This is a genomic window from Streptomyces sp. G5(2025), from assembly GCF_049542075.1.
Taxonomy (GTDB): Bacteria; Actinomycetota; Actinomycetes; order Streptomycetales; family Streptomycetaceae; genus Streptomyces.
This window is the reverse complement of the sequence record NZ_JBMUZT010000002.1, coordinates 340035-361995: the sequence shown is the minus strand read 5'-3', so window position 1 is coordinate 361995 and position 21961 is coordinate 340035. Positions and strand designations below refer to the sequence as shown.

The following is a 21961-nucleotide window of genomic DNA, read 5'->3' as shown; positions in this document are numbered from 1 at the left end:
GCGGGCTCCTTACGCGTAGAAGCGGGACAGGCTCCGCAGGACGCACGCGGGCTTGTCGCCGCCCTCGATCTCGATCGTGCCGTCCACGGCGATCTGCGCCCCGCCCCGCACCTCGTCGACGGAGGCCAGCGTGGCGCGCAGCCGTATCCGGGAACCGGCCTTCACGGGGGCGGGGAAACGCACCTTGTCCAGGCCGTAGTTGACCTTCGTGGTGACGCCCTGGACGTCGAGGAGGTCGGTGAAGAGCGGGATGAAGAGGGAGAGGGTGAGGTAGCCGTGCGCGATCGGCGCCCCGAACGGCCCCCGCGCGGCCTTCTCGGGGTCGGTGTGGATCCACTGGTGGTCGTCGGTCGCGTCGGCGAAGGTGTCGATGCGGTCCTGCCCGGCCTCCAGCCATCCGGTGACGCCCAGTTCGCTTCCGGCGAGGGCGAACAGTTCGTCAAGTCCCTGGACAGTACGGCTCATTGGGGCACTCCTTGGTCGGTGGGCGCGCCGCCGTGCTCGCGGCGCAGGCTGGGCTTGTGGAGCTTCCCCGAGGCGGTGCGCGGCAGTTCGCGTACGAACACCAGCGACGCGGGGATCTTGTACTTGGCGAGACGGCCGGCCAGGAAGCCGAGCACCTCCTCGGCGGTGGCCGTCGCGCCCTCGCGGCGCACGGCGACGGCGCGCGGCGCCTCGCCCCACCGCGCGTCGGGCACGCCGATGACGGCGCACTCCAGGATGTCGGGGTGGCCGAGCAGGGCGCTCTCGACCTCGGCGGGATACACGTTCTCGCCGCCGGAGATGATCATGTCCTTGAGGCGGTCGGCGATGGTGACGAAACCGTCCGCGTCCACCCGCGCCGCGTCACCCGTGCGGAACCAGCCGTCGGCGAACGCGGCGGCCGTCTCGTCCGGCAACTGCCAGTACCCGGCCATGACATGGGGCCCGCGCACGAGCACTTCGCCGGTCTCCCCGGCCGCTGCCGGGGTGAGGTCGGGGCGTACGACACGGACGTCGGTGAAGAAGTGCGGCACCCCGGCCGTGCCCGCCTTGCGCGCCGCGTGCTCGGCGTCGAGGTAGAGGGCGCCGGGGGAGGTCTCCGTCATGCCGTAGCCCTGCTGGAAGGCCAGGCCGCGCCGCGCGTACACCTCGATGAGGGGCGTCGGCACGGGCGCGCCGCCGCACATCAGGATGCGCAGCGAGGACAGGTCGGCCGCGTCCCAGCGGGCCTCCCGGGTGAGGCGTTCGTACATCGTGGGCACCCCGAACATGACGCTCACACCGTGCTCTTCCACGAGGTCGAGGGTCTGAGCCGGGTCGAACGACTCCACGAGGACGCAGGTGCCGCCCTTGAGGAACACGGGCAGGGCGAGCATGCCGAGCGCCGCCGCATGGAACAGCGGGGCGCAGACCAGCGCGACTGTGCCGGCGGCGAGGTCGGCGTCGACCAGGACGTTGACGGCGTTCCAGGTGAGGTTGGCGTGGGTGAGCATGGCGCCCTTGGGCCGACCCGTTGTGCCGGAGGTGTACATCAGCAGGCAGACGTCGTCCGGGCCGACCGCCTCGTCCAGCGGCTCCTCGACGGATTCCGCGATCAACGCCTCGTACTCCGGCCCCACTTCGACGACGCATCCCGGCGAAGGAGTCTGTCCCGCCTCTCGCAGTGCGGTGACCAGGGCGGTGTGCGCGGGGGAGTGGATCAGGGTGCCGGCGCCCGCGTCGGCCAGCTGGTAGGCGATCTCGGGACCGCTCAGCCGGGTGTTGAGCGGGACGAACACCGCGCCGAGCGCACCCGCGGCGAAGAAGGTCTCCAGGAAGGCCGGGTGGTTCGGCCCGAGGTGGGCGACCCGGTCCCCGCGCCGGACACCGCGGGCGCGCAGCGCGTGCGCGAGGCGCAGCGTGCGGGAGTGCAGGCCGGCGTAGGTGACGGCTTGGCCCTTGTGGGCCAGGGCGGTGCGGTGCGGGGTCTTGCGGGCCCGGCGCGCGGGCCAGGAACCGAGTCCTTCGTTGCGCATGGCGCCCCCTCTATTCGAGCCCGAGCAGGCGGGCGGCGTTCTCCTTGAGGATCTTGGGGCGGACCTCGTCCTTGATCGGGAGCTGCTCGAAGTCGGCGAGCCAGCGGTCGGGTGTGAGGACGGGGAAGTCGGAGCCGAAGAGCACCTTGTCCTTCAGCAACGTGTTGGCGTAGTGCACGAGTTGGGGCGGGAAGTACTTCGGTGACCAGCCGGAGAGGTCGATGTGCACGCCCGGTTTGTGCGTGGCCACGGCGAGCGCCTCGTCCTGCCAGGGGAACGACGGGTGCGCGAGGATGATCTTCAGATGGGGGAAGTCGGCGGCCACGTCGTCGACGTGCAGGGGGTTCGAGTACTTCAGCCGGATCCCGCCGCCCCCGGGCACGCCCGCGCCGATGCCGGTCTGCCCGGTGTGGAAGAGGGCGACGCAGCCGGTCTCCTCGACCACCTCGTACAACTCGTAGGCGGTCGCACGGTCGTTGGGGAAGAATCCCTGGATGCTCGGGTGGAACTTGAAGCCCTTGACGCCGTACTCCTCCACGAGCCTGCGCGCCTGGCGCACACCCGCCTTGCCGCGGAACGGATCGACGGAGGCGAACGGGATGAACACGTCCGGGTGCGCGGCGGCGGCCTCGGCCACCTCCTCGTTGGGTACGGGGGGCGTGCCGGTGGCGGACTCGGCGTCCACGGTGAAGACGACGGCGGCCATCTTGCGCTCGCGGTAGTAGGCGGCCATCTCCTCCAGGGTCGGTTTGCGCGTACGTCCCTCGACCTTGAAGTACGCGCTGGAGGCGGCGTCGAGATCCGCGGCGAGCGAGGTGTGGCCCCGCGAGGAGACCTCCGCGTGGGTGTGGACGTCGATCGCGGTCAGCTCGGAGAGGTCCAACGCGCTCACGCCTCGTGCGACTTGGGCGCGGGGACGCCGACCGTCTCCGGGGCGCTGCCCACGGAGGTGTGCCAGACGGCGGCGATGGACTCCGGAGTCCAGCCGCCGTCGGCGTACGCGACGGAGACCTCGTGGGGGTGCGACCACAGGGTGAGGCGGTCGCCGCCGATGCCCACGCACTGCCCGGTCACGTCGGCTGCCGCCTCGGAGGCCAGGAAGGGGACGAGCGCGGCGCAGTCCTCCGCCGTGCCGAACCCCTCGCCCTTGCGGAGGAAGTCCGGCAGCGGCCGGCCTTCCCGCATCGCCTCGACGTAGGGCGCGAAGGCGGGGATCGTCTCGGTCATCGCGGTCGCGGCGACCGGCACGATCGCGTTGACGGTGATGCCCGCCCGGGCCAGCTCCATGGACCAGGTGCGGGCCATGGCGGCGATGCCGGCCTTGGCGGCGGCGTAGTTGGTCTGCCCGAAGTTGCCGCGCTGCCCGGCGGGCGAGCCGACCAGGATCAGCCGGCCGCCCTCGCCCTGCTCCCGCATCCGCACGGCGGCCGCGCGGGCGCAGGTGAACGTGCCGCGCAGATGCGTCGTGACGACCGTGTCGAAGTCCTCGTCGGACATCTTCCACAGCACCCGGTCGCGGAGGATCCCGGCGTTGGTCACCATCACATCCAGGCGCCCGAACTCCTCGACCGCGCGGCCGACCAGCCGGTCGGCGGCCTCGCTCGTCCCGACGGCGACGCACTCCGCGACGGCGCGGCCACCGGCCTCGGTGATGCTCTTGACGGCACGCTCGGCGGCCGCCTCGTCGACGTCGTTGACGACCACGGCGGCCCCGGCGCGAGCGAGAGCGGAGGCATAGGCGAGGCCGAGGCCGCGCCCTGACCCGGTGACGACGGCGACCTTGCCGCTGATGTCCACAGGGGATGTTTCGGGCATGGCGGTATCCCTTCGATGGGCGGGAGAGGCTGGAGACGTCACGCAGGGGGGAGGTTGGAGGACGTCTTGGAAGGAAGCTAAGACAAACCATTGTTGTCGTCAATGGTTGTTGTCGACACCGGTGTTACGGCATGCTGGGGCGGCGGGCCACCATCGCCGCACGTACCCGCGAAGCACCGAACCGCGAAGCACCGAACCGCGAAGCACCGAACCGCGAAGCACCGAACCGCGAAGCACCGAACAGGGAGAGCGCCCCTCATGACCAGCCGCAAGACGACCGCCGAACCCGTGGAGGAAGGCTCCGTCGACGAGGGCGCCCCCTGGATGCGGGGACTGCACGCCGACGCGGGCTACCTGCTCTACCGGCTCGGCCTGCGCTCGGGACAGCTCTTCAACGCGGCGCTCGAAAGGTCGGGCCTGCGCCTGCGCCATTACGCGCTGCTGCGCTACCTGGCCACCGTCGAGGGCGCCGCCCAGCGCGAGTTGAGCCGGCGGCTCGGTTATGACCCGAGCGCGATCGTCGGCCTGGTCGACGACCTGGAACGCCTCGGCTTCGTGGAGCGCCGCCCCGCTCCCGACGACCGCCGCCGCCGCATCGTCGCCCTCGCCCCGGCGGGCCGCGACTTCCTGCGCGACTCCGACGAGGTGGCGCGCGGCGTGACCGCCGAACTCCTTGCCCCACTCGCCCCGCGGGAGCGGGACACCCTGCACGCGCTGCTGTCCCGTATGGCGCGCACGGACGGGGAGTGAAACGGGGTGCCGGGGCCGGGCGTGGCGGCGGCCGGCGGGCCGCCCGCCCGGCCCGGACTCAGCGGTGGGTTCCCGAGGCGAACGGCCCGCCCGAGCCGAAGGCCAGGGCCGCGAAGCGCTCGCCCATGAGGCGGTGGGTCGCGGCGTCGGGGTGGAGCTCGTCCGGCAGCGGCAGCTCGGCGTAGTCAGCCTGGCCGTAGAGGTCGCGGCCGTCGAGGTAGTGGAGATGCGCGTCGTCGGCGGCGCGCTGCTTCACGATGCGGGACAGCTCGTCCCTGATCACGTTCAGCGTCAGCTTCCCTGCGGCGCGCTCGGCGGGGTCGCCCATGGCCACGAACCGGAGCCGTCCCTCGCTCATGTTGCCGAAGTCCGGGGCGCAGGGGCCGGGGGTGTCCTCGTGGATGGGGCACAGGATGGGCGAGACGACCAGCAGCGGGGTGGTCGGGTGCCCCTCGCGGATCGTGTCGAGGAAGCCGTGCACCGCGGGACCGAAGGCGCGCAGACGCATCAGGTCGGCGTTGACGATGTTGATGCCGATCTTGACGCTGATCAGGTCGGCGGCGGTGTCACGCAGGGCGCGCGCGGTGAACGGGTCGAGCAGGGCGCTGCCGCCCAGGCCGAGGTTGACCAGGTCCACACCGCCGAGGGACGCGGCGCGCGCGGGCCAGATGGCCGTGGGGCTCGCCGCGTCGGAGCCGTGGCTGATGGAACTGCCGTGGTGCAGCCACACCTTGCGGCCCCGGTCGGGGACCGGCTCCACGGGGGCGTCGGTACGCAGGGTGACCAGCTCGGTGATCTCGTTGTGCGGCAGCCAGATCTCGACGTCCTTCACCCGGTCGGGCAGGCCGGCGAAACGGACGGTGCCGACCGGCCCGGGCACGGTCTCCGTCGTACCGGTGGTCATGTCCATCATCAGGACATTGCCGCCGTGCACACCGGCCTGCCGGGTGAGGACGCCGTCGACGAGCAGGTCGTACACACCGTCGGGGCGCGGCGGTGCGCCCCGATAGCCCATCTTCGTACGGAGCGCGTCCAGTTCGACGGTGGTGGCGCCCGTACGGAAGGCCAGCCGTACGCCGGAGGGCTGGGACTCGGCCCTGGCCAACTGCTCGTCGCCGCACTGGGCGCGGGCCCGTGCGGGCAGCCGGTGCGGCAGGACGCCGTGCTCGGTGCGCTCCACGTCGAGCGCGCCGCGCAGCAGGTCCTTCGCGAGGGCAGGCGTGATGGGCGTGGTGACCCAGTCCCCTCCCCGGGGAGTGACGGAGGAGCCGGGGGCGGGATCGTGCGGAGAGTTCATGACGCCAGCGTGTCAAGCGGAATGCCGATTCGCACATGATTTTCCGGGGATTCAGGGTGTGCCGCTGGTGCCGCTGGTGCCGCTTGAGGGCGAGGCCCGCCGCGTCCCCGGGCAGGGCCCCGGTGACGTGGGAGTTGCAGCGTCTGTCCGGCGGGGGCCACGAAGAAGGCGACGGACGCGCCGACCGGGCGGCCGTCGGCGAAGGCCGCCCGTGACGTGGCCCCCGGCGTGCGAGAGCGCCCGCACCTGGTCGGTCCGTACCGGCGAGGCGCAGGGCGCGGTGGCCGATGGGGGTGGCGAGTCGCCGGGCGTGGTGGCCGCCTAAGACCCGCCCGAACGGCGTGTCCACTGGCGGCCGGTTCGTCCGGTGCGTGCACCTTGCGGACCGCTTGGGGGCTCACCGGGCGGTTTCTGCGACGATGGGGGCGGCGAGGCGTAGGGAGCGGTGGCCGATGGGGGTGGCGAGTCGCCGGGCGTGGTGGCCGCCTAAGACCCGCCCGAACGGCGTGTCCACTGGCGGCCGGTTCGTCCGGTGCGTGCACCTTGCGGACCGCTTGGGGGCTCACCGGGCGGTTTCTGCGACGATGGGGGCGGCGAGGCGTAGGGAGCGGTGGCCGATGGGGGCGGCGAGTCGCCGGGCGTGGTGGCCGCCTAAGACCCGCCCGAACGGCGCGTCCACCGGCGGTCGGTTCGCCCAGTTCGTTTACCTGCGGACCGAAAGAGCGGGCTCACCGGGCGGTCTCCTCGACGAGGGCGGCGAGCAGCCGGGACCGGGGGACCATCTCGGCGACGATCACATGCTCGTGATCGGCGTGCGCCCCGCCGCCGACGGCGCCCAGCCCGTCCAGCGTCGGACAGCCGACACCACCGGTGAAGTTCCCGTCGGACGCTCCGCCGACCGCCGCCGATCCCAGCGTCCCCCAGCCCTGACGCCCGGCGATCTCGCGTGCCCGCTCGAACAGCGCGGCGGACGACGTCTCCTCAAGGGGCGGCCTGCTGGGCCCGCCGCGCACCTCCAGGCGCGCCCCCGGCACCGTCACCTTCAGCGCCCGGATCGCGGCGTCCACCCGCTGCTGCGCGGCGAGCGTCGGGACACGCACGTCGACACAGACCGTCGCCTCGGCGGGCACCGTGTTGGTCGTCGAACCGGCCCACGTCATCGTCGGCGTCACCGTGGTCCGCCACCCCTCGGGGGCGCCGGTGTCCGCCTCCGCTCCCAGCCTCTCCAGGGCGAGGACGAGATGCGCGGCCTCGATCGCGGCGTTGACGCCCTTCTCCGGCTCCAGGCCGGAGTGGGCCGCCTTGCCGTGCACCACCAACTCGTAGGCCGACGTGCCCTTGCGCGCCGTTTTCACCGCGCCTCCGTCCGCCGAGGCCTCCAGTACGAAGGTCGCCGCGCACTTCCGCGCCGTCTCCTCGATGAGCGTCCGCGAGGTGTCCGAGCCGACCTCCTCGTCCCCGGTGATCAGAACGCACACGCCCTCCAGGGAGGGCAGCGAGGCCAGGGCGTGGAAGATCTGCACGAGCCCCGCCTTCATGTCGAAGATGCCGGGCCCGCGCGCGACACCGTCCACGAGCGACCACGGGTGAGTGGCGAGCGAACCCATCGGCCACACGGTGTCGTGGTGGCCGAGGAGCAGGACCCGAGGCGTGCCGAACGCCCACCGCAGATGCGTCACCCCGTCGACGACGAGGCGCTCCGGAGGGGCGCCGAGGTGGCGGGTCCCCTGCGCCGCCACGACGTCCGCGCTGCGCGCCACGGCCTCCAGGTCCGAGGAGAACGACTCGCACTCCACCAGTTCCCTCAGGTCCGCGACCATCGCGGCGAGCCGGTCCGCCGCTTCTTCCGGCTCCGCCCCCGCCTCGGACGTGCCACTGAGCAGATGTTCGGTCACCGTCGACTCCTCCTCGAAAGCATCCGGCGATAGTAAGCCCGAGCGTCGAGTCAGCCGGTGGATTCGACGGCGGCCAGGATGTGCGGAACCGCCTCGCGCAGCTCGACGAAGTGGCGGTGCACTCCCTCCACCGCGGTAGCGGTGTTCACGCCCCACACCGTCATCCCGGCGCTCAGCCCGGACCGCACTCCGGACGGCGCGTCCTCGATGACCAGGCAGTTCTCAGCCTCGGCGCCCAGCCGCGCGGCGGCCCGCGCATACGGCACAGGGGAGGGCTTGCCCTCGTCCACCGCGGCCGCGTCCACGATCACGTCCGGCGTGGGCAGGCCCGTCCGCAGGAAGCGGCCGCGGACCCGGTGCTCGTAGTTGGAGGTCACCAGCGCCCAGCTCCCCGGCGCCAGATCGCGCAGCAGCTCCGACGCCCCGTCGAAAGCCGTGTAGACGCCGCAGCAGACGTCCTCGTCCTCCAGCTCGTGCAGCACGGCCAGGCACTCGCGCGGATCGCGGTCCGCGGCGACCTGGGCGAACGTCTCCATCGGCCGTGTCCGCAGGGCCACCCGGTACACCTCGTCAGCGTCCAGGCCGTACCGCTCCGCCCACGTCGCCCACACCCGGCGCTGGTTGCTCACCGCGTCGATCAACGTGCCGTCGACGTCGAACAAGACGTACCTCTTGCGGCCCGGCCGCCCAGGTTCACTGATCACGCGGTGATCATGCCAGGCGGCCGGCAGAGACCTGCGGAGACCGGTGCGGACACACAGCCGCTCAAGGCCGCCAGAAGAGCGCGGGGTCCGGGTGGTCGACGAAGCCCAGGGCGCGGTAGAGCGGTTCGCCCTCCGGTGAGGCGTACAGGTCCACGCGGGACGCCTCCCGCTCGCGGAACCAGTCGAGCAGCTCCCGCATGATCGCGCGGCTGTACCCGCGCCGCCGGTAGGGCACGTCGGTGACCACGCCGATCACATGACCGACCCGGCCGTTGACGTTGTGCGGCCCGGGGAACCACTGGTCGACGGTGCCCATGCCGCAGGCGGCCAGGCCGGAACCGCCGTCCACGACGAGGATCCGCGCGGTGGCGGTGTCCGAGGTCAGCTGCTCCTTCATGACCGCGGCGAGGTGGTGACGCCAGTCGTCGCCCGCGGCGGCGGGGTTGAAATAGTCGCCGCCCAGGTCCTCGAACAATGACGCGCGCAGGCGCAGGAGTTCGGGTAGGTCGTCCGCCACGGCCTGTCGCACGGCGGGGCGGCGGTCAGGGCGGGAAGTGGTGTGTCCGGCCCGGCCCGTGGCGGGCCGTCCGTCGGGGTGTCTCATGTGGATCACCTTGATGTAATGGGCTTATGCACCTCAACCCTTACGGCGGAGATGCCGTCGACCTGGCCGCGGACCTCTGCAACCGGCGCCCGACCAGCGCCGAGGAGCTGGCGGACCGCTGCCGCGCGGTCGGACTGTCCCTGGAACGCCCCGTCGGGCCGGCGGACTTGGCACACGCCCTGGCCGCCCTGGACGCGTGGGAGAAGGTCGTCGACGCCACCGACGAGCGGGAGCGCGCCGCGCTGGCCAACCGGATGCTGGCCGCGTCCACCGCCCACCCCCGGCTCACCGATCACGCGGGCGACGGCTGGCACCTGCACTACCGCGACGACCAACTGCCGCTGGGCGCACTCCTGTTCTCGTTGATCTCGGTCGGCACCGCGCTGCACCTGGTGGGACGCGGCATGCACCGGTTGCGGCGGTGCGAGGTCACCGAGTGCGCCACCATCTTCGCCGACACCTCCCGCACCGGCCGCAGGCGCTACTGCTCCCACCCGTGCGCCAACCGCGACGCGGTACGCCGCCACCGCGCACGCGCCGCCGCGCGGTGAAGGGTCGAGCGTGCGCGAAGGGTTGACCTGGCGTTTGAAGCCGCTTACGGTCCCGATCGCAAGTTCTTGCAGATTCAACCGGCAAGTTTTCTGCAAGCACCCTCCGAGCGAGCCCGGCTCGCCCCCCGCTCCGCCCGTTCCCCCCGTTCCGCCGTCCCCCCACTGGAGGCCCCGTGAAAGGCCCGACGCACATAGCCCGCAGATCCCTTGCCGTCACACTCGCCCTGACGGCCGGTGTGCTCGGGAGCCTCTTCGCGACGGCGGCACCCGAGGCCGAGGCGTCCCCGCCCGGCGGCAAGGACGTCACCGCCGTCCTCTTCGAGTGGCGCTTCGACTCGGTCGCCACGGCGTGCGAGAACCAACTCGGCCCGGCCGGTTACGGGTTCGTGCAGGTGTCACCGCCTCAGGAGCACATCCAGGGCGGCCAGTGGTGGACCTCGTACCAGCCCGTCAGCTACAAGATCGCCGGGCGCCTCGGTGACCGGGCGGCCTTCAAGCGCATGGTCGGCACCTGTCACGCCGCGGGCGTCAAGGTGGTCGCGGACGCCGTGATCAACCACATGTCGGCGGGCTCCGGCACCGGCACGGGCGGCTCGGCCTACACGAAGTACGACTACCCCGGCACCTACTCGGGCGCCGACATGGACGACTGCCGGTCGCCGATCAACGACTACGGCAACCGGGGCAACGTACAGAACTGCGAACTCGTCGGCCTCGCCGACCTGGACACCGGCGAGGGCTACGTGCGCGGCCGCGTCGCCGCCTACCTCGACGACCTCCGCTCGCTCGGCGTCGACGGCTTCCGCATCGACGCCGCCAAGCACATGCCGGCGGCCGACCTCGCCGCCATCAAGGCACGGCTCGGCGACCCGGGCGTGTACTGGAAGCAGGAGGCCATCTACGGCGGGGGCGAGGCGGTCTCCCCGAGCGAGTACGTCGGCACCGGAGACGTCCAGGAGTTCCGCTACGCCCGCGACCTCAAGCGTGTCTTCACCGCCGAGAAGCTCGCCTACCTCAAGAACTACGGCGAGGGCTGGGGCTATCTGCCCTCCGGGAAGTCCGCCGTCTTCGTCGACAACCACGACACCGAGCGCGGCGGCGACACCCTCAGCTACAAGGACGGCGCCAACTACACCCTGGCCAACGTCTTCATGCTCGCCTGGCCCTACGGCGCGCCCGACGTCCACTCCGGTTACGAGTTCTCCGACCGCGACGCCGGACCGCCCAACGGCGGTACGGTGAAGGCCTGTTACTCCGACGGCTGGAAGTGCCAGCACGCCTGGCGTGAGATCTCGGGCATGGTCGCCCTCCGCAACACCGCGCGCGGCCAGGCCGTCACGGACTGGTGGGACAACGGCGGCAACCAGATCGCCTTCGGCCGCGGCGACAAGGCGTACGTCGCGATCAACCATGAGGGCTCCGCGCTGACCCGCACCTTCCAGACCTCGCTGCCCGCGGGCGGCTACTGCGACGTCCAGTCCGGCAGGCGCGTCACGGTCGACTCCTCCGGACGGTTCACCGCCACGCTCGGCCACAACACGGCGGTCGCCCTGCACGTGGGAGCGAGGACCTGCAAGGCCTGACCGGTCCGCCCCCGTGTGGAGGTGGACCACCACGGGTGCGGCTGCTCCGGGCGCCCCGCCGCCTTAGGCTCACCCGTATGGGAAAGTCAGAGGCCGGCGGGGCAGAGGCGGCCGCACCGCAGCACGGGGCCGCGTCGCTGGATCTCAACCAGCTGCGCACCTTCCTCGCCGTCTACCGCTCGGGGTCCTTCACGGCCGCCGCCCGCATCCTGGGCCTGTCGCAGCCCACGGTCACCGCGCAGATCCGCTCCCTGGAGCGGCAGCTGGACCGGGAGCTGTTCGAGCGGCTGCCGCGCGGCGCCGCCCCCGCGCCCTTCGCGGACGAACTGGCGTCGCGGATCGTCGAGCCCTTGGACGCCCTGGCCGAGGTCGCGGGCCACGGCGGCCACGGCGCGACGGAGCCCGTCCACCTGGCGGGCCCCGCGGAGTTCCTCTCCCACTGCGTGCTGCCCGGCCTCGCGCCGCTCGTGGAGCGGGGTGTGCGGCTGCGGATCACCACGGGCCTGACGGACGACCTCCTGGACGAGCTGCGCACCGGCCGCCACGACCTGGTGGTCGCCACGGCCCGCCCCCGTGGCCGGGCGCTGACCTGGGTGCCTCTCGCCGACGAGGAGTTCGTGCTGGTCACGGCGGCTTCATGGGCGGAGCGCATCGGCGGGGCCGAGCGGCTCACCGAACTCGGTCCCGCCGCGCTGCGGGGCGTGCCCCTGGTGGCGTACGCCGAGGACGTGCCGATCGTCCGCCGCTACTGGCGCCACGTCTTCGGCAAGCGTCTGGTGTGCGAGCCCGCCGTCACCATGCCCGACCTGCGCGCGGTCAAGGCGGCCGTGGCGGGCGGCGCCGGATTCAGCGTGCTGCCCCGCTACCTGTGCCTGGACGAGCTGGCCTCGGGGACCCTGGTCCTGCTGAACGACCCGGAGGACCCGCCCATCAACACCGGCTACCTCGTGCAGCGGCCCGGCTCCTCGGACAACCCGCACGTCGCCCTGGTCCGGGACCACCTGCTGGCGGCCTCGCGGGACTGCTAGGACCCTTCGGTCATCCGCTCGGGGCGCTCGGGGTCCGTGAGCCGCAGACCGTTCTCCCAGATCTTGTTGAGCGTCGTGACCAGCCGCTCGTACGGGATGCGCTGGCCCAGCACGAACACCATGTAGGCCATGCGGCTCACCATCACGGACAGGGCGTGCGCGGTCACCAGCGGATCGAGGCTCGTGTCGGCCTCGCCGTTCTCCTGGAGGGCGCGGATCAGCTTGGCGTTGCGCCGCGCGAAGGCGTTGCCGCGCTCGATGCGCAGCGCCATGAACTGCTCGTCGATCTGCGCGACCTGCTCGAACAGCGCCATCAGGCGCGCGTTCTTCTTGTACGCGCGCAGGTACTCGCGGTTGGAGGCGTCGATGAGTTCGCGGGTGTCGGTGATGCCGGTGCGCTCGCGCAGATGCGGGTGGAGCATCTCCTCCTGTACCTGCTCGACGAGCGCCTGGAAGATCTCTTCCTTGCTGTTGAAGTACGTGTAGAACGACCCCGAGGCGACCTGAGCCGCCTTGGAGATGTCCGTGATCCGGGCGTCCAGATAGCCGTCGCGTTCGAAGACCGCACGGGCGGCGGCGATCAGCGCGTTGCGGGTACGGACACCGCGCGCGCTGCGTGGCGTGATCGGTTGCTTCTGGCCGCCGTCCGCGGCCGGGGCCTGGGCAGCCACTGCGATCCATTCACTGTCGTTCGAACGTGTCATAACCGGTGGCAGCGGATGCTATCAGCCGACCGCGGAGAGGAAGCCGAGCAGAGCGGCGTTCACGTCCTCGGCCCGCTCCTGCTGGATCCAGTGACCACCGCCGTCGAGGACGACGTGCCCGCGCTGGTCGGTGAGCATCCGGCCGAGGCCGTCCGCCGGCATGAACCGTGCGACAGGGTCCTTGGAGCCGGTGACGAAGAGCGAGGGCTGCGCGATGACGCGGCCCTCCAGGTGCTCGGTGAGCGCCCAGTTGCGGTCCAGGTTGCGGTAGTAGTTGAGGCCGCCGGTGAACCCGGTCTCCTCGAACATGTGGACGTAGTAGGCGAGTTCCTCTTCACTCAGCCACCGCGGGGGCGGCAACTGCTCGTCGGGGCGGGCCGCCCACTCGGCGGAGTAGATCTCCCTGGTCACCAGGGTCCTGCGCACATTGCGGCTCAGCGCGCGGTCCGCGACGCCCGGCTCCTGGAACCACACCATGTAGAAGTCGTCCCCCAGGCGTGAGCGCAGGATCGGCAGGGGCGGCGCGGGCGCCCGCGGCGTCACGGGCACGCTCATCCCCGCCACCGCCCGCACCCGCTCGGGGTGCTCCAGCGCCATGTTCCACACCACGTTCGCGCCCCAGTCGTGCCCCACGAAGACGGCGTCGTCCGCGCCCACGTGGTCGAGCACCCCGGCGAGGTCCGCGCAGAGCGTCAGGATGTCGTACGCCTCGATGCCGGCGGGGCGTGCACTCCCTCCGTAGCCACGCATGTCGGGCACCAGGACCCGGTGGCCGGCGCCCGCCAGCGCGAAGACCTGGTGCCGCCAGGAGAACGCCAGCTCCGGGAAGCCGTGACAGAGCACGACCGGGGGCCTGCCCGGCCGCTCGTCACCGTGGTCGAAAACGCGCAGCGTGACACCGCCCGTCGAGATCCGGCGCGCCTCGACGCGCTCCCACTCGCTGACCGGCACATGTGTCGTCATGGGCAGAACTCCTGGGATCCGCAGGCACCTTCGCGAGGAACTCGCGCAGGCAGAGGGCGTGTTCAAAGTATTGAACTTGACGTTGGGTTCAAATATACAGGGTGGCTCCGACGACGAGGAGCGATCACGTGACATCGTCCACGGCAGAACCGCACGAGGAACTCGGCACGCGAGAAGGGCGGGCCTCCCCGGGCCGTGGCGACAACCGCGCCTCCGGCAGACTGCTGGCGGCGGGCCTCATCGGCAGCTCCATCGAGTGGTACGACTTCTTTCTCTACGGGACCGCCGCCGCGCTCGTGTTCCCGCACGTCTTCTTCCCCGACTCCACCGCGCTGACCGGCACGCTGCTGTCGTTCAGCACCTTCTGGGCGGGCTTCCTGGCCCGTCCGATCGGCGGCGTGGTCGCGGGCCACCTCGGTGACCGGTACGGACGCAAGGCCATGGTCGTCGCCTCCCTGTCGCTGATGGGGGCGGGCACCTTCCTGATCGGCTGCCTGCCGGGGGCGGGCGTCATGGGGGCCCTCGCCCCGGTGCTCCTGGTGCTGCTGCGCTTCGTCCAGGGCCTCGCGTGCGGGGCGCAGTGGGGCGGCATCGTCCTGCTGCTCACGGAGTCGGCGTCGCCGAAACGCAAGGGGTACGTCGGCACGTACGGCCAGATGGGCGTCTCGCTCGGCGTCTTCCTCGGCAACGGCGCCTTCCTGCTCGCGAGCCGCCTCGCCTCCGACGACGCGTTCCTGAGCTGGGGCTGGCGCATACCGTTCCTCGCCAGCGGCGTGCTGCTGCCCGTCGTCATGTACGTCCAGCGGCGCGTCGAGGACTCGCCGGACTTCCGCCGCCTGGCCGCGCGGACGGCGGAGAGCGAGGGGGCGAAGGTCGCCAAGGCGCCGGTGGTCGAGGTGATCCGCTCGGCCTGGCGCACCGTCCTGCTCGCCGCGGGGATGCTGGCCGGCACGAACTGCCTCTTCTACATCAGCATCGCGGGCGTCGTCAGCTACGCCGCCGACGACCTCGGCCTCGACCGTGACTCCATCCTCCTGGTCACGCTGCCGGTCACCGCGCTCGGCGCCGTCTTCGTGCTGGCGTCCGGCTGGATCTCCGACCGGGTGGGCCGCCGCCCCATGATCCTGATCGGCGCCGCGCTGATCGTGGTGTGGGCGTTCCCCTACTTCTGGCTGGTGAACACCGGGTCGCTGGCGCTGCTCGGCGTCGCCGTGATCATCGGCGGCATCGGGCAGTCGCTGACGTACGGGCCGATCGCCGCGTACATCGGTGAGCTGTTCGAGCCGCACGTGCGCTACTCCGGTGCCTCGCTCGCCTACCAGCTCTCCGCCCTGACCCTCAGCGGTGGCACCCCGCTGATCATGACCGCGATCATCGGCGGCACCGGCGGGACGACCTGGGTCTCGGTGTTCGTCGCCGCCATGGGCCTGCTCACCTTCGGCTGCGCGTGGGCGCTGCGCGAGACGAACCCGGCGTCGGTGCGGCAGGATCCGCACGCGGTGCCGGGGCTCGTGCGCGACCCCGCGCGACGGCGACGCGGCCGAACCGCCTCTTGAACCTGAATCCGGATTCAAATACGGTGACGGTGCCGAGTGGAGTGAGTGGAGGGGGCGGTGCGATGAGCCGGGAACGTACCCGCAGCGCGGTCCTGTTCGACTTCGGCGGAGTGCTGACCACCAGCGTGGTCGCGGCCTTCGACGGACTCGGCGCGGAGCTGGGCGAGGACCCGCGGCTGCCGCTGCGGCTCCTCTCCGGGGACGCGGAGAGCGACGCGCTGCTCGTCGCCCACGAAGAAGGGCGCATCGGCGAGCGGGAGTTCGAGGACGGCTTCGCGGCGCGACTCCTCGCGCCCACCGCCGGGCGGGACGCCCGGGACGTTCGGAGCTCATGACCAGCACCAGCACCAGCACCAGGATCAGGACCAGGACCAGGACCGTGGGAGGACTCATGTTCTACGTCACCGACAGGGGCAAGGAGTACCAGGAGCAACTGCTCGCCTTCATGGACGAGCACATCTACCCCGCCGAGGCGGTGTACGAGAGGCAGATGACGGAGTCCGGTGATCCGCACTTCCATCCGCCGGTCCTCGAAGAGCTCAAGGCCGAGGCGAGGAAACAGGGCCTGTGGAACCTCTTCCACCCGCACCCCGAGTGGGGCCCGGGCCTTACCAACCTGGAGTACGCGCCGCTCGCCGAGATCATGGGCCGCAGCGCGCACCTCGCGCCCGAGGCCACCAACTGCAACGCCCCGGACACCGGCAACATGGAGGTCCTCACCCTCTTCGGCACCGAGGAGCACAAGGAGAAGTGGCTGAAGCCGCTGCTCGCCGGGGAGATCGCCTCCGCGTTCGCGATGACCGAACCGGCCGTCGCCAGCTCCGACGCCCGCAACATCGAGATGCGGATGGTGCGCGACGGCGACGACTACGTCCTGAACGGCCGCAAGTGGTGGACCTCAAACGCCCTGCACAAGAACTGCCGGGTGCTCATTGTCATGGGCAAGACCGACCCGGACGGGCCGAGCCACCGTCAGCAGAGCATGATGGTGGTCCCTCTCGACACCCCGGGCGTCACCGTCCTGCGCGGCCTGCCCGTCTTCGGCTATCAGGACCGCGAGGGCCACGCGGAGGTGCTCTTCGAGGACGTACGTGTCCCACGCACCGCCCTGCTCGCGGGCGAGGGCGACGGTTTCATGATCAGCCAGGCCCGCCTCGGCCCCGGCCGCATCCACCACTGCATGCGCTCGATCGGCATGGCCGAGCGCGCCCTGGACCTGATGATCGACCGGGCCCAGTCCCGCACGACGTTCGGCATGCCCCTGTCCGACCGCGCCAACATCCAGGACTGGATCGCCGAGGCGCGCATCGAGATCGACATGGCGAGGCTCCTGACCCTCAAGGCCGCCCACCTCATGGATACCGTCGGCAACAAGCAGGCCCGCACGGAGATCGCCGCCATCAAGGTCGCCGCGCCCGAGGTGGCCCTCAAGGTCATCGACCGGGCGATCCAGGTCCATGGCGGCGCCGGTGTCTCCGACGACTTCCCGCTCGCGAGCATGTACGCCCACCTGCGCACCCTGCGCCTCGCGGACGGCCCCGACGAGGTGCACAAGCGCACCATCGCGCTGCGGGAGCTGCGCCGCCGCGAGGCCGAGCGGACCGCGCGGTGAGCGGTCCGCTCGACGGCAGGGTCGCCGTCGTCACGGGCGCCTCGCGCGGCATCGGCCTCGCGGCCGCGGCCGCCCTGCGCGACCGTGGCGCACGCGTGGTGGTCACCTCGCGCAGCCAGGAGCGCGCCGACGAGGCGGCGGCCCGACTGGGCGACGGGGTCACCGGATTCGGCGCCCACGCCACGGACGAGGACGCGGCCCGCGCCTGTGTGGACTTCACCCTGGACACGCACGGACGGCTCGACGTCCTCGTCAACAACGCCGGTACGAACCCCGCGTACGGCCCCGTCATCGACCAGGACCACGCCCGGTTCGCCAAGACCATGGACGTCAACCTGTGGGCGCCGATCCTGTGGACCTCCCTCGCGGTGAAGGCGTGGATGGGGGAGCACGGCGGGTCGGTCGTCAACACCGCCTCGATCGGCGGCTTCACGGTCGCCCAGGACGTCGGCGTCTACCACGTCTCCAAGGCCGCGCTCATCCACCTCACCAAGCAACTCGCCCTGGAACTGGGCCCGAAGGTCCGCGTCAACGCCATCGCCCCCGGCGTCGTACGGACCCGCCTCGCCGAGGCGCTCTGGCAGGAGAACGAGGCGCGGGTCGCCGCGGCCACCCCGCTGGGCCGCATCGGGGAGCCCGAGGACCTGGGGGAGGCCGTGGCGTTTCTCGCCGGGGACGGCGCTCGCTGGATCACCGGGGAGACCCTCGTCATCGACGGAGGCCAACTCCTCGGCTCCGGCCCCCTGTGACAGCAGCCACCCGCGCGGCCGCCCCCTGCCGCCAGACGGTGAGCGGGGTGACGGCCGGCACTGCGGTGCCGAACCCACCGCGCCGCGCACGCACCCACGGCACCTGCCACCCGAATCAATCGAACCAGTCGAACCGCCGAACCAACCGAACCGGTGTCAGTCCGTGCCGGACTCCATCGCGGCGCGGTCCAGCATCGATTCTTCCTCCGTGGTCTCGCCGCGGGAGGCGATCGCCTGGGCGCCGCCCGCGTCCATGGCGCCGATCAGGCCCGTCGAGGCCGCCTGCGCGGCGCCGATCGGCGTCGGGTGGGCGGTGCCGACCAGGCCGAGACCCACGTACTGCTCAAGGCGTGCGCGCGAGTCCGCGATGTCGAGGTTGCGCATGGTGAGCTGGCCGATCCGGTCCACCGGGCCGAACGCCGAGTCCTCGGTCCGCTCCATGGAGAGCTTGTCCGGGTGGTAGCTGAGCGCCGGGCCCCGCGTGTCGAGGACGGAGTAGTCCTCGCCGCGCCGCAACCGCAGCGTCACCTCGCCGGTGATCGCCGCGCCGACCCAGCGCTGGAGCGACTCGCGCACCATCAGGGCCTGGGGGTCCAGCCAGCGGCCCTCGTAGAGGAGGCGGCCCAGCCGCCGGCCCTCGTTGTGGTACGCGGCCACCGTGTCCTCGTTGTGGATGGCGTTGACCAGGCGTTCGTAGGTGATGTGCAGGAGGGCCATGCCGGGCGCCTCGTAGATCCCGCGGCTCTTGGCCTCGATGACCCGGTTCTCGATCTGGTCGGACATGCCGAGGCCGTGCCGGCCGCCGATCGCGTTGGCCTCCATGACGAGGTCGACCGCGGAGGCGAACTCCTTGCCGTTGATCGTCACGGGACGGCCCTGGTCGAAGCCGACCGTCACGTCCTCGGTGTCGATCTCCACCGACGGGTCCCAGAACCGCACGCCCATGATCGGGTCGACGGTCTCGACGCCGGTGTCGAGGTGCTCCAGGGTCTTCGCCTCGTGCGTGGCACCCCAGATGTTGGCGTCCGTGGAGTACGCCTTCTCCGTCGAGTCCCGGTAGGGCAGCCCGTGCGCCAGCAGCCACTCGGACATCTCCTTGCGGCCGCCGAGCTCCGTCACGAAGTCCGCGTCCAGCCAGGGCTTGTAGATCCGCAGGTGCGGGTTGGCGAGGAGGCCGTAGCGGTAGAACCGCTCGATGTCGTTGCCCTTGAACGTGGAGCCGTCGCCCCAGATCTGCACGCCGTCCTCAAGCATCGCCCGGACCAGGAGGGTGCCGGTCACGGCACGCCCCAGCGGCGTGGTGTTGAAGTACGGACGGCCGCCCGACTTGATGTGGAACGCGCCGCAGGCCAGCGCCGCGAGCCCTTCCTCGACCAGCGCGGCACGGCAGTCGACGAGACGGGTGATCTCGGCGCCGTACGCGGAGGCACGGCCGGGCACGGACGCGATGTCGGGCTCGTCGTACTGGCCGATGTCGGCGGTGTACGTGCAGGGGACGGCGCCCTTGTCGCGCATCCAGGCGACGGCGACGGAGGTGTCGAGGCCGCCGGAGAAGGCGATGCCGACGCGCTCGCCGGTGGGGAGGGAGGTGAGGACCTTGGACATAGGAAGAGTATGCATGATGACGCATGACCATGCAAGCCGCCCCGCAGGCCGTATCACCCCGTGTACTAGTCGTCAATGTTCTTCGCACCCGCCCTGATCGCCTCCCGGATCCGGTTGTAGGTACCGCAGCGGCAGATGTTGCGGATCTCGTCCAGGTCGCGTTCCGCTATCTCACGGCCCTCGGCGGCGGCCCGCCGGGCCTTGGCGACGGCGGTCATGATCTGGCCCGGCCTGGCAGTAACCGCACTGCGCGACGTCCAGCTCCAGCCAGGCCTCCTGCATCGGGTGCAGGTCCTTGCCGACGGTGGCGGGCAGCCCCTCGATCGTCGTGATCTCGTCGCACCGCCTTCACCGTGCCGTTGATCGTCGGCGGGCGGCGCACCATGGTGGGCTTCGCGTCGGGTATGTCGTGGTCCATACCGAACTTCTTGCGACCGGTGACGATCTCCAGGGCGTCGACGCGGTTGCGGGGCGTGCCGAGCACCGTGAAGTCCTGGCGGGACTTCAGCCGCGCGCCGGCCACCCTGACCTTCGTACGGGCGGCCTTCTCGGCGAGCGAGCCGTACGTGGCGCTGCGCGCCCCGTGCCGGATCACCCCGTCCTCGACGGTGAGCCGGGAGGCGTCGACACCCCACTGCCCGGCGGCGGTCGCGACCAGCTGCTGCCGGGCGACGGCGGCGGCCGTGCGAACCGGGAGGTACATACTGCGCATCGAGTTGGAACCGCCGGTGAACTGGTTCATCAGCAACTCCGGCCGCGCGTCGGCGAGGGAGACCCGCACGTTCTCCAACGGCAGGTCCATCTCCTCGGCGATCATCATGGCGATCGCGGTGGTCATGCCCTGGCCCACCTCGGCGCGGGGCACCGCGAACGAGGCGGTGCCGTCCGTGTGGACCCGCACCGTGATCAGGCCGGACGTGGGCGCTGCCGCCAGGTTCTGCAGATCGCCGAGGTCGAAGAGGTTCTCGGGCTGGGGAGGGGACGGCATGGCCGCCACGGCCTCCTGCCCGCCGGCCGCGTCGGCGCCGAAGCGGACACCGACGGCGAGGGTGGGGGCGGCGAGCAGATACGCGAGCACTCTCCGTCCGGCCGGGATCGGGACCGCGGTGGTCGGCGCCGCGGTCGGGACCGCGGTCTGGGCCAGGGGCGCCGGAGGGTGCCGGTGGTTCCGGTTGTTCGACCGAGGGACTGGGCTCCGCCATGTGTGGGTCCTTCCAGAACCGGGACGGGGGAGACCAATGACGGGGAGACCAATGACGGGGGAGACCAGTGTGGCGTGCCGGATGCGCTGGGGCGGGCACGAAGCCGCACACGAAGGCGTAAACGCCCTTGCGTGACCGGAAGTCGGTGTGCGGTCGCCGGAGCCCGCCGCCGAGGGAGCCGATCACGGGAGATGAGCGACGCCGACGCCGTTCATCTCCGGTGTACCCGCCCCTCGGCAGCGGTCGAAGCGAAGGTACGGTGCCGCCGTACGCCGGGGCGCTCCGCACCGCGCGGCGCTGTCCACAAAACGCGGGAATCCGCCCGACGCCGCGTGGCGTGCGCTCATCGGGCCCGCAGTGTCTGCGACGGGGATTCGCCGAACCGGGCGCGATAGCGCCGAGCGAACCGGCCCAGGTGCGCGAACCCCCACTGGTAGGCCACTTCCGTGACGGTGACCGTGCCGGGATCCGCGACGCGCAGGTGCTGCCGCACCCGTTGCAGCCTGACCTCCTGGACGTACGCCATGGGGGACATGCCGAGATTCTTGCGGAACGCCTCCTGCAGGGTGCGCAGGCCGACCTGGGCGATCTCGGCGAGCCGGGCCGCGTCGTAGGGCTCGGCGGGGCGCTCCTGCACGACGTCCATGACCCGCTTCACCGCGGCGGGCCGCGTCATGGGCGCGGGCTCGTCCAGCAACGCCCGGTAGGGGTGGTCGGTGGCGAGCAACAGCCCCTCCAGGAGCGTCTGTTCGAACTGCCTCGCGAAGATCGGCTGCCGTAACAGCCCGTGCGCCACGTCCTTCTCCCGCAGGACCCACTGGGCCAGCTGCGCCCAGCTGCGGCCCGGCCCGCGCGAGACGTCGAGCGTCGGGGCCAGTCGCAGGGGCCGGTGCACGGGCCGGCCGAGGAGGGCCTCCAACTGGCGGTGAAGAGCCATCATGTCGATGTTCACGGAGATGATGCGGCACTCGGCCGACCGGATGTCGACGAAGTTGTCGGCCGTGGGGTCGTACACGGCGGCCCGCTGGGGAGTGACGTGGGTCCTCACCGACCGGCCCTGGCGCAGGTCGAAGCTGCCGGTGCGGGTCCAGGCGACGAGATACGAACCCAGCTCGGCCGCGCGGAAGTTCACGGCGGTGCCGAGCCCCGTCTCGCCGACCGCCAGCGTTCCCAGCTCGGCCAAGTTCATGCTGGTGCGGAAGTCCCGCGGCGGTCCCGTCACACTGAGGCGCAGATCGCAGAACGCCTGCGAGAGCGCGGTGCGTGCCTCGTCCAGGTCCCGCGTGACAAAGCGACTGAACTCCGCCCGCCCCGCCCGTTCTGCAGCCACGGTCCTGCTCCCTCTC

19 protein-coding genes and 3 pseudogenes are annotated in these 21961 nt (G+C 71.6%); 8 read left to right on the top strand and 14 right to left on the bottom strand.

Going from position 1 to position 21961, the window contains the following annotated elements; genetic code table 11:
- Positions 1 to 9 precede the first annotated feature (9 nt).
- The 4 genes from ACOBQB_RS02075 to ACOBQB_RS02060 are packed head-to-tail and all read right to left on the bottom strand — an operon-like array spanning position 10 to position 3812.
- Entirely contained in the window at positions 10 to 465 is a 456-nt protein-coding gene (locus tag ACOBQB_RS02075) for a MaoC family dehydratase (RefSeq protein WP_423588299.1), read from the bottom strand.
- On the bottom strand, positions 462 to 1997 hold the full coding sequence (locus tag ACOBQB_RS02070; protein WP_423588298.1) for an acyl-CoA synthetase: 1536 nt from the start codon (positions 1995 to 1997) through the stop codon (positions 462 to 464). The genes ACOBQB_RS02075 and ACOBQB_RS02070 overlap by 4 nt, the downstream gene beginning before the upstream one ends.
- Positions 1998 to 2007: 10 nt before the next feature.
- Positions 2008 to 2880 (bottom strand): amidohydrolase family protein, encoded by an 873-nt coding sequence (locus tag ACOBQB_RS02065; protein ID WP_423590338.1) that lies wholly within the window; start codon positions 2878 to 2880, stop codon positions 2008 to 2010.
- Positions 2881 to 2885: 5 nt separating this feature from the next.
- Positions 2886 to 3812, bottom strand: coding sequence for an SDR family NAD(P)-dependent oxidoreductase (locus tag ACOBQB_RS02060; RefSeq protein ID WP_423588296.1), 927 nt, complete (start codon positions 3810 to 3812; stop codon positions 2886 to 2888).
- A 258-nt stretch (positions 3813 to 4070) separates the two neighbouring features.
- Between ACOBQB_RS02060 and ACOBQB_RS02055 the strand changes: the two genes are divergently transcribed.
- A complete protein-coding gene (locus ACOBQB_RS02055; RefSeq protein WP_423588295.1) occupies positions 4071 to 4562 on the top strand; it encodes a MarR family winged helix-turn-helix transcriptional regulator in 492 nt (163 codons plus the stop codon).
- 58 nt (positions 4563 to 4620) lie between these two features.
- Here ACOBQB_RS02055 and ACOBQB_RS02050 read toward each other — a convergent pair whose 3' ends face one another.
- The 4 genes from ACOBQB_RS02050 to ACOBQB_RS02035 all read right to left on the bottom strand — a co-directional run bounded on the left by ACOBQB_RS02050 (position 4621) and on the right by ACOBQB_RS02035 (position 9062).
- Positions 4621 to 5859, bottom strand: coding sequence for a GDSL-type esterase/lipase family protein (locus ACOBQB_RS02050; protein WP_423588293.1), 1239 nt, complete (start codon positions 5857 to 5859; stop codon positions 4621 to 4623).
- A gap of 728 nt (positions 5860 to 6587) precedes the next feature.
- Positions 6588 to 7679 carry a M20 family metallopeptidase gene (locus tag ACOBQB_RS02045; RefSeq protein WP_423590336.1) on the bottom strand — a complete coding sequence of 364 codons (1092 nt, stop codon included), beginning with the start codon at positions 7677 to 7679 and terminating at the stop codon, positions 6588 to 6590.
- A gap of 125 nt (positions 7680 to 7804) precedes the next feature.
- Positions 7805 to 8458 (bottom strand): HAD family hydrolase, encoded by a 654-nt coding sequence (locus tag ACOBQB_RS02040; protein WP_423588291.1) that lies wholly within the window; start codon positions 8456 to 8458, stop codon positions 7805 to 7807.
- Positions 8459 to 8519: 61 nt separating this feature from the next.
- Positions 8520 to 9062: a GNAT family N-acetyltransferase gene (locus tag ACOBQB_RS02035; protein ID WP_423588289.1), complete on the bottom strand. Its 543-nt coding sequence runs from the start codon at positions 9060 to 9062 to the stop codon at positions 8520 to 8522.
- Positions 9063 to 9088: 26 nt separating this feature from the next.
- Between ACOBQB_RS02035 and ACOBQB_RS02030 the strand changes: the two genes are divergently transcribed.
- The 3 genes and pseudogenes from ACOBQB_RS02030 to ACOBQB_RS02020 all read left to right on the top strand — a co-directional run bounded on the left by ACOBQB_RS02030 (position 9089) and on the right by ACOBQB_RS02020 (position 12224).
- Complete coding sequence (locus ACOBQB_RS02030) at positions 9089 to 9613, top strand: CGNR zinc finger domain-containing protein (protein ID WP_423588287.1); 525 nt, start codon at positions 9089 to 9091, stop codon at positions 9611 to 9613.
- Between the two features lie 191 nt (positions 9614 to 9804).
- Positions 9805 to 11187 (top strand): annotated as a pseudogene (locus ACOBQB_RS02025) (alpha-amylase); the annotation flags it as partial.
- An 86-nt stretch (positions 11188 to 11273) separates the two neighbouring features.
- Positions 11274 to 12224, top strand: a complete 951-nt coding sequence (locus ACOBQB_RS02020) for a LysR family transcriptional regulator (protein WP_423588285.1) — start codon at positions 11274 to 11276, stop codon at positions 12222 to 12224.
- Here ACOBQB_RS02020 and ACOBQB_RS02015 read toward each other — a convergent pair.
- The gene (locus ACOBQB_RS02015) at positions 12221 to 12895 is read right to left on the bottom strand and encodes a TetR/AcrR family transcriptional regulator (protein ID WP_423588283.1); all 675 of its coding nucleotides are present in this window, start codon (positions 12893 to 12895) and stop codon (positions 12221 to 12223) included. The genes ACOBQB_RS02020 and ACOBQB_RS02015 overlap by 4 nt on opposite strands.
- A gap of 54 nt (positions 12896 to 12949) precedes the next feature.
- Positions 12950 to 13891 (bottom strand): alpha/beta fold hydrolase, encoded by a 942-nt coding sequence (locus tag ACOBQB_RS02010; protein WP_423588281.1) that lies wholly within the window; start codon positions 13889 to 13891, stop codon positions 12950 to 12952.
- A 128-nt stretch (positions 13892 to 14019) separates the two neighbouring features.
- On the opposite strand from ACOBQB_RS02010, the gene ACOBQB_RS02005 reads away from it, so the two are divergent.
- From ACOBQB_RS02005 to ACOBQB_RS01990, 4 genes are all read left to right on the top strand, one after another.
- Complete coding sequence (locus ACOBQB_RS02005) at positions 14020 to 15447, top strand: MFS transporter (RefSeq protein WP_423588279.1); 1428 nt, start codon at positions 14020 to 14022, stop codon at positions 15445 to 15447.
- A 62-nt stretch (positions 15448 to 15509) separates the two neighbouring features.
- Positions 15510 to 15782, top strand: a complete 273-nt coding sequence (locus ACOBQB_RS02000) for a hypothetical protein (protein WP_423588277.1) — start codon at positions 15510 to 15512, stop codon at positions 15780 to 15782.
- A gap of 56 nt (positions 15783 to 15838) precedes the next feature.
- On the top strand, positions 15839 to 17059 hold the full coding sequence (locus ACOBQB_RS01995) for an acyl-CoA dehydrogenase family protein (RefSeq protein WP_423590334.1): 1221 nt from the start codon (positions 15839 to 15841) through the stop codon (positions 17057 to 17059).
- On the top strand, positions 17056 to 17808 hold the full coding sequence (locus tag ACOBQB_RS01990) for an SDR family oxidoreductase (RefSeq protein ID WP_423588275.1): 753 nt from the start codon (positions 17056 to 17058) through the stop codon (positions 17806 to 17808). The genes ACOBQB_RS01995 and ACOBQB_RS01990 overlap by 4 nt, the downstream gene beginning before the upstream one ends.
- A gap of 156 nt (positions 17809 to 17964) precedes the next feature.
- Here ACOBQB_RS01990 and argG read toward each other — a convergent pair whose 3' ends face one another.
- The 4 genes and pseudogenes from argG to ACOBQB_RS01970 form a co-directional block, all read right to left on the bottom strand.
- On the bottom strand, positions 17965 to 19413 hold the full coding sequence (gene argG / locus ACOBQB_RS01985; protein ID WP_423588273.1) for an argininosuccinate synthase: 1449 nt from the start codon (positions 19411 to 19413) through the stop codon (positions 17965 to 17967).
- Between the two features lie 65 nt (positions 19414 to 19478).
- Positions 19479 to 19752 (bottom strand): annotated as a pseudogene (locus tag ACOBQB_RS01980) ((2Fe-2S)-binding protein); the annotation flags it as partial.
- Between the two features lie 190 nt (positions 19753 to 19942).
- A pseudogene (locus tag ACOBQB_RS01975) lies at positions 19943 to 20401 on the bottom strand (molybdopterin cofactor-binding domain-containing protein); the annotation flags it as partial.
- A 557-nt stretch (positions 20402 to 20958) separates the two neighbouring features.
- Positions 20959 to 21945: an AraC family transcriptional regulator gene (locus tag ACOBQB_RS01970; protein ID WP_423588271.1), complete on the bottom strand. Its 987-nt coding sequence runs from the start codon at positions 21943 to 21945 to the stop codon at positions 20959 to 20961.
- Positions 21946 to 21961: the final 16 nt, after the last annotated feature.

Excerpts from the sequence above, each read along its gene's own strand:
- ACOBQB_RS02075 (WP_423588299.1), bottom strand. The coding sequence starts at position 465 with ATGAGCCGTACTGTCCAGGGACTTGACGAACTGTTCGCCCTCGCCGGA.
- ACOBQB_RS02070 (WP_423588298.1), bottom strand. The coding sequence starts at position 1,997 with ATGCGCAACGAAGGACTCGGTTCCTGGCCCGCGCGCCGGGCCCGCAAG.
- ACOBQB_RS02060 (WP_423588296.1), bottom strand. The coding sequence starts at position 3,812 with ATGCCCGAAACATCCCCTGTGGACATCAGCGGCAAGGTCGCCGTCGTC.
- ACOBQB_RS02055 (WP_423588295.1), top strand. The coding sequence starts at position 4,071 with ATGACCAGCCGCAAGACGACCGCCGAACCCGTGGAGGAAGGCTCCGTC.
- ACOBQB_RS02050 (WP_423588293.1), bottom strand. The coding sequence starts at position 5,859 with ATGAACTCTCCGCACGATCCCGCCCCCGGCTCCTCCGTCACTCCCCGG.
- ACOBQB_RS02045 (WP_423590336.1), bottom strand. The coding sequence starts at position 7,679 with ATGGTCGCGGACCTGAGGGAACTGGTGGAGTGCGAGTCGTTCTCCTCG.
- ACOBQB_RS02035 (WP_423588289.1), bottom strand. The coding sequence starts at position 9,062 with ATGAGACACCCCGACGGACGGCCCGCCACGGGCCGGGCCGGACACACC.
- ACOBQB_RS02030 (WP_423588287.1), top strand. The coding sequence starts at position 9,089 with ATGCACCTCAACCCTTACGGCGGAGATGCCGTCGACCTGGCCGCGGAC.
- ACOBQB_RS02020 (WP_423588285.1), top strand. The coding sequence starts at position 11,274 with ATGGGAAAGTCAGAGGCCGGCGGGGCAGAGGCGGCCGCACCGCAGCAC.
- ACOBQB_RS02010 (WP_423588281.1), bottom strand. The coding sequence starts at position 13,891 with ATGACGACACATGTGCCGGTCAGCGAGTGGGAGCGCGTCGAGGCGCGC.
- ACOBQB_RS02000 (WP_423588277.1), top strand. The coding sequence starts at position 15,510 with ATGAGCCGGGAACGTACCCGCAGCGCGGTCCTGTTCGACTTCGGCGGA.
- ACOBQB_RS01995 (WP_423590334.1), top strand. The coding sequence starts at position 15,839 with ATGTTCTACGTCACCGACAGGGGCAAGGAGTACCAGGAGCAACTGCTC.
- argG (WP_423588273.1), bottom strand. The coding sequence starts at position 19,413 with ATGTCCAAGGTCCTCACCTCCCTCCCCACCGGCGAGCGCGTCGGCATC.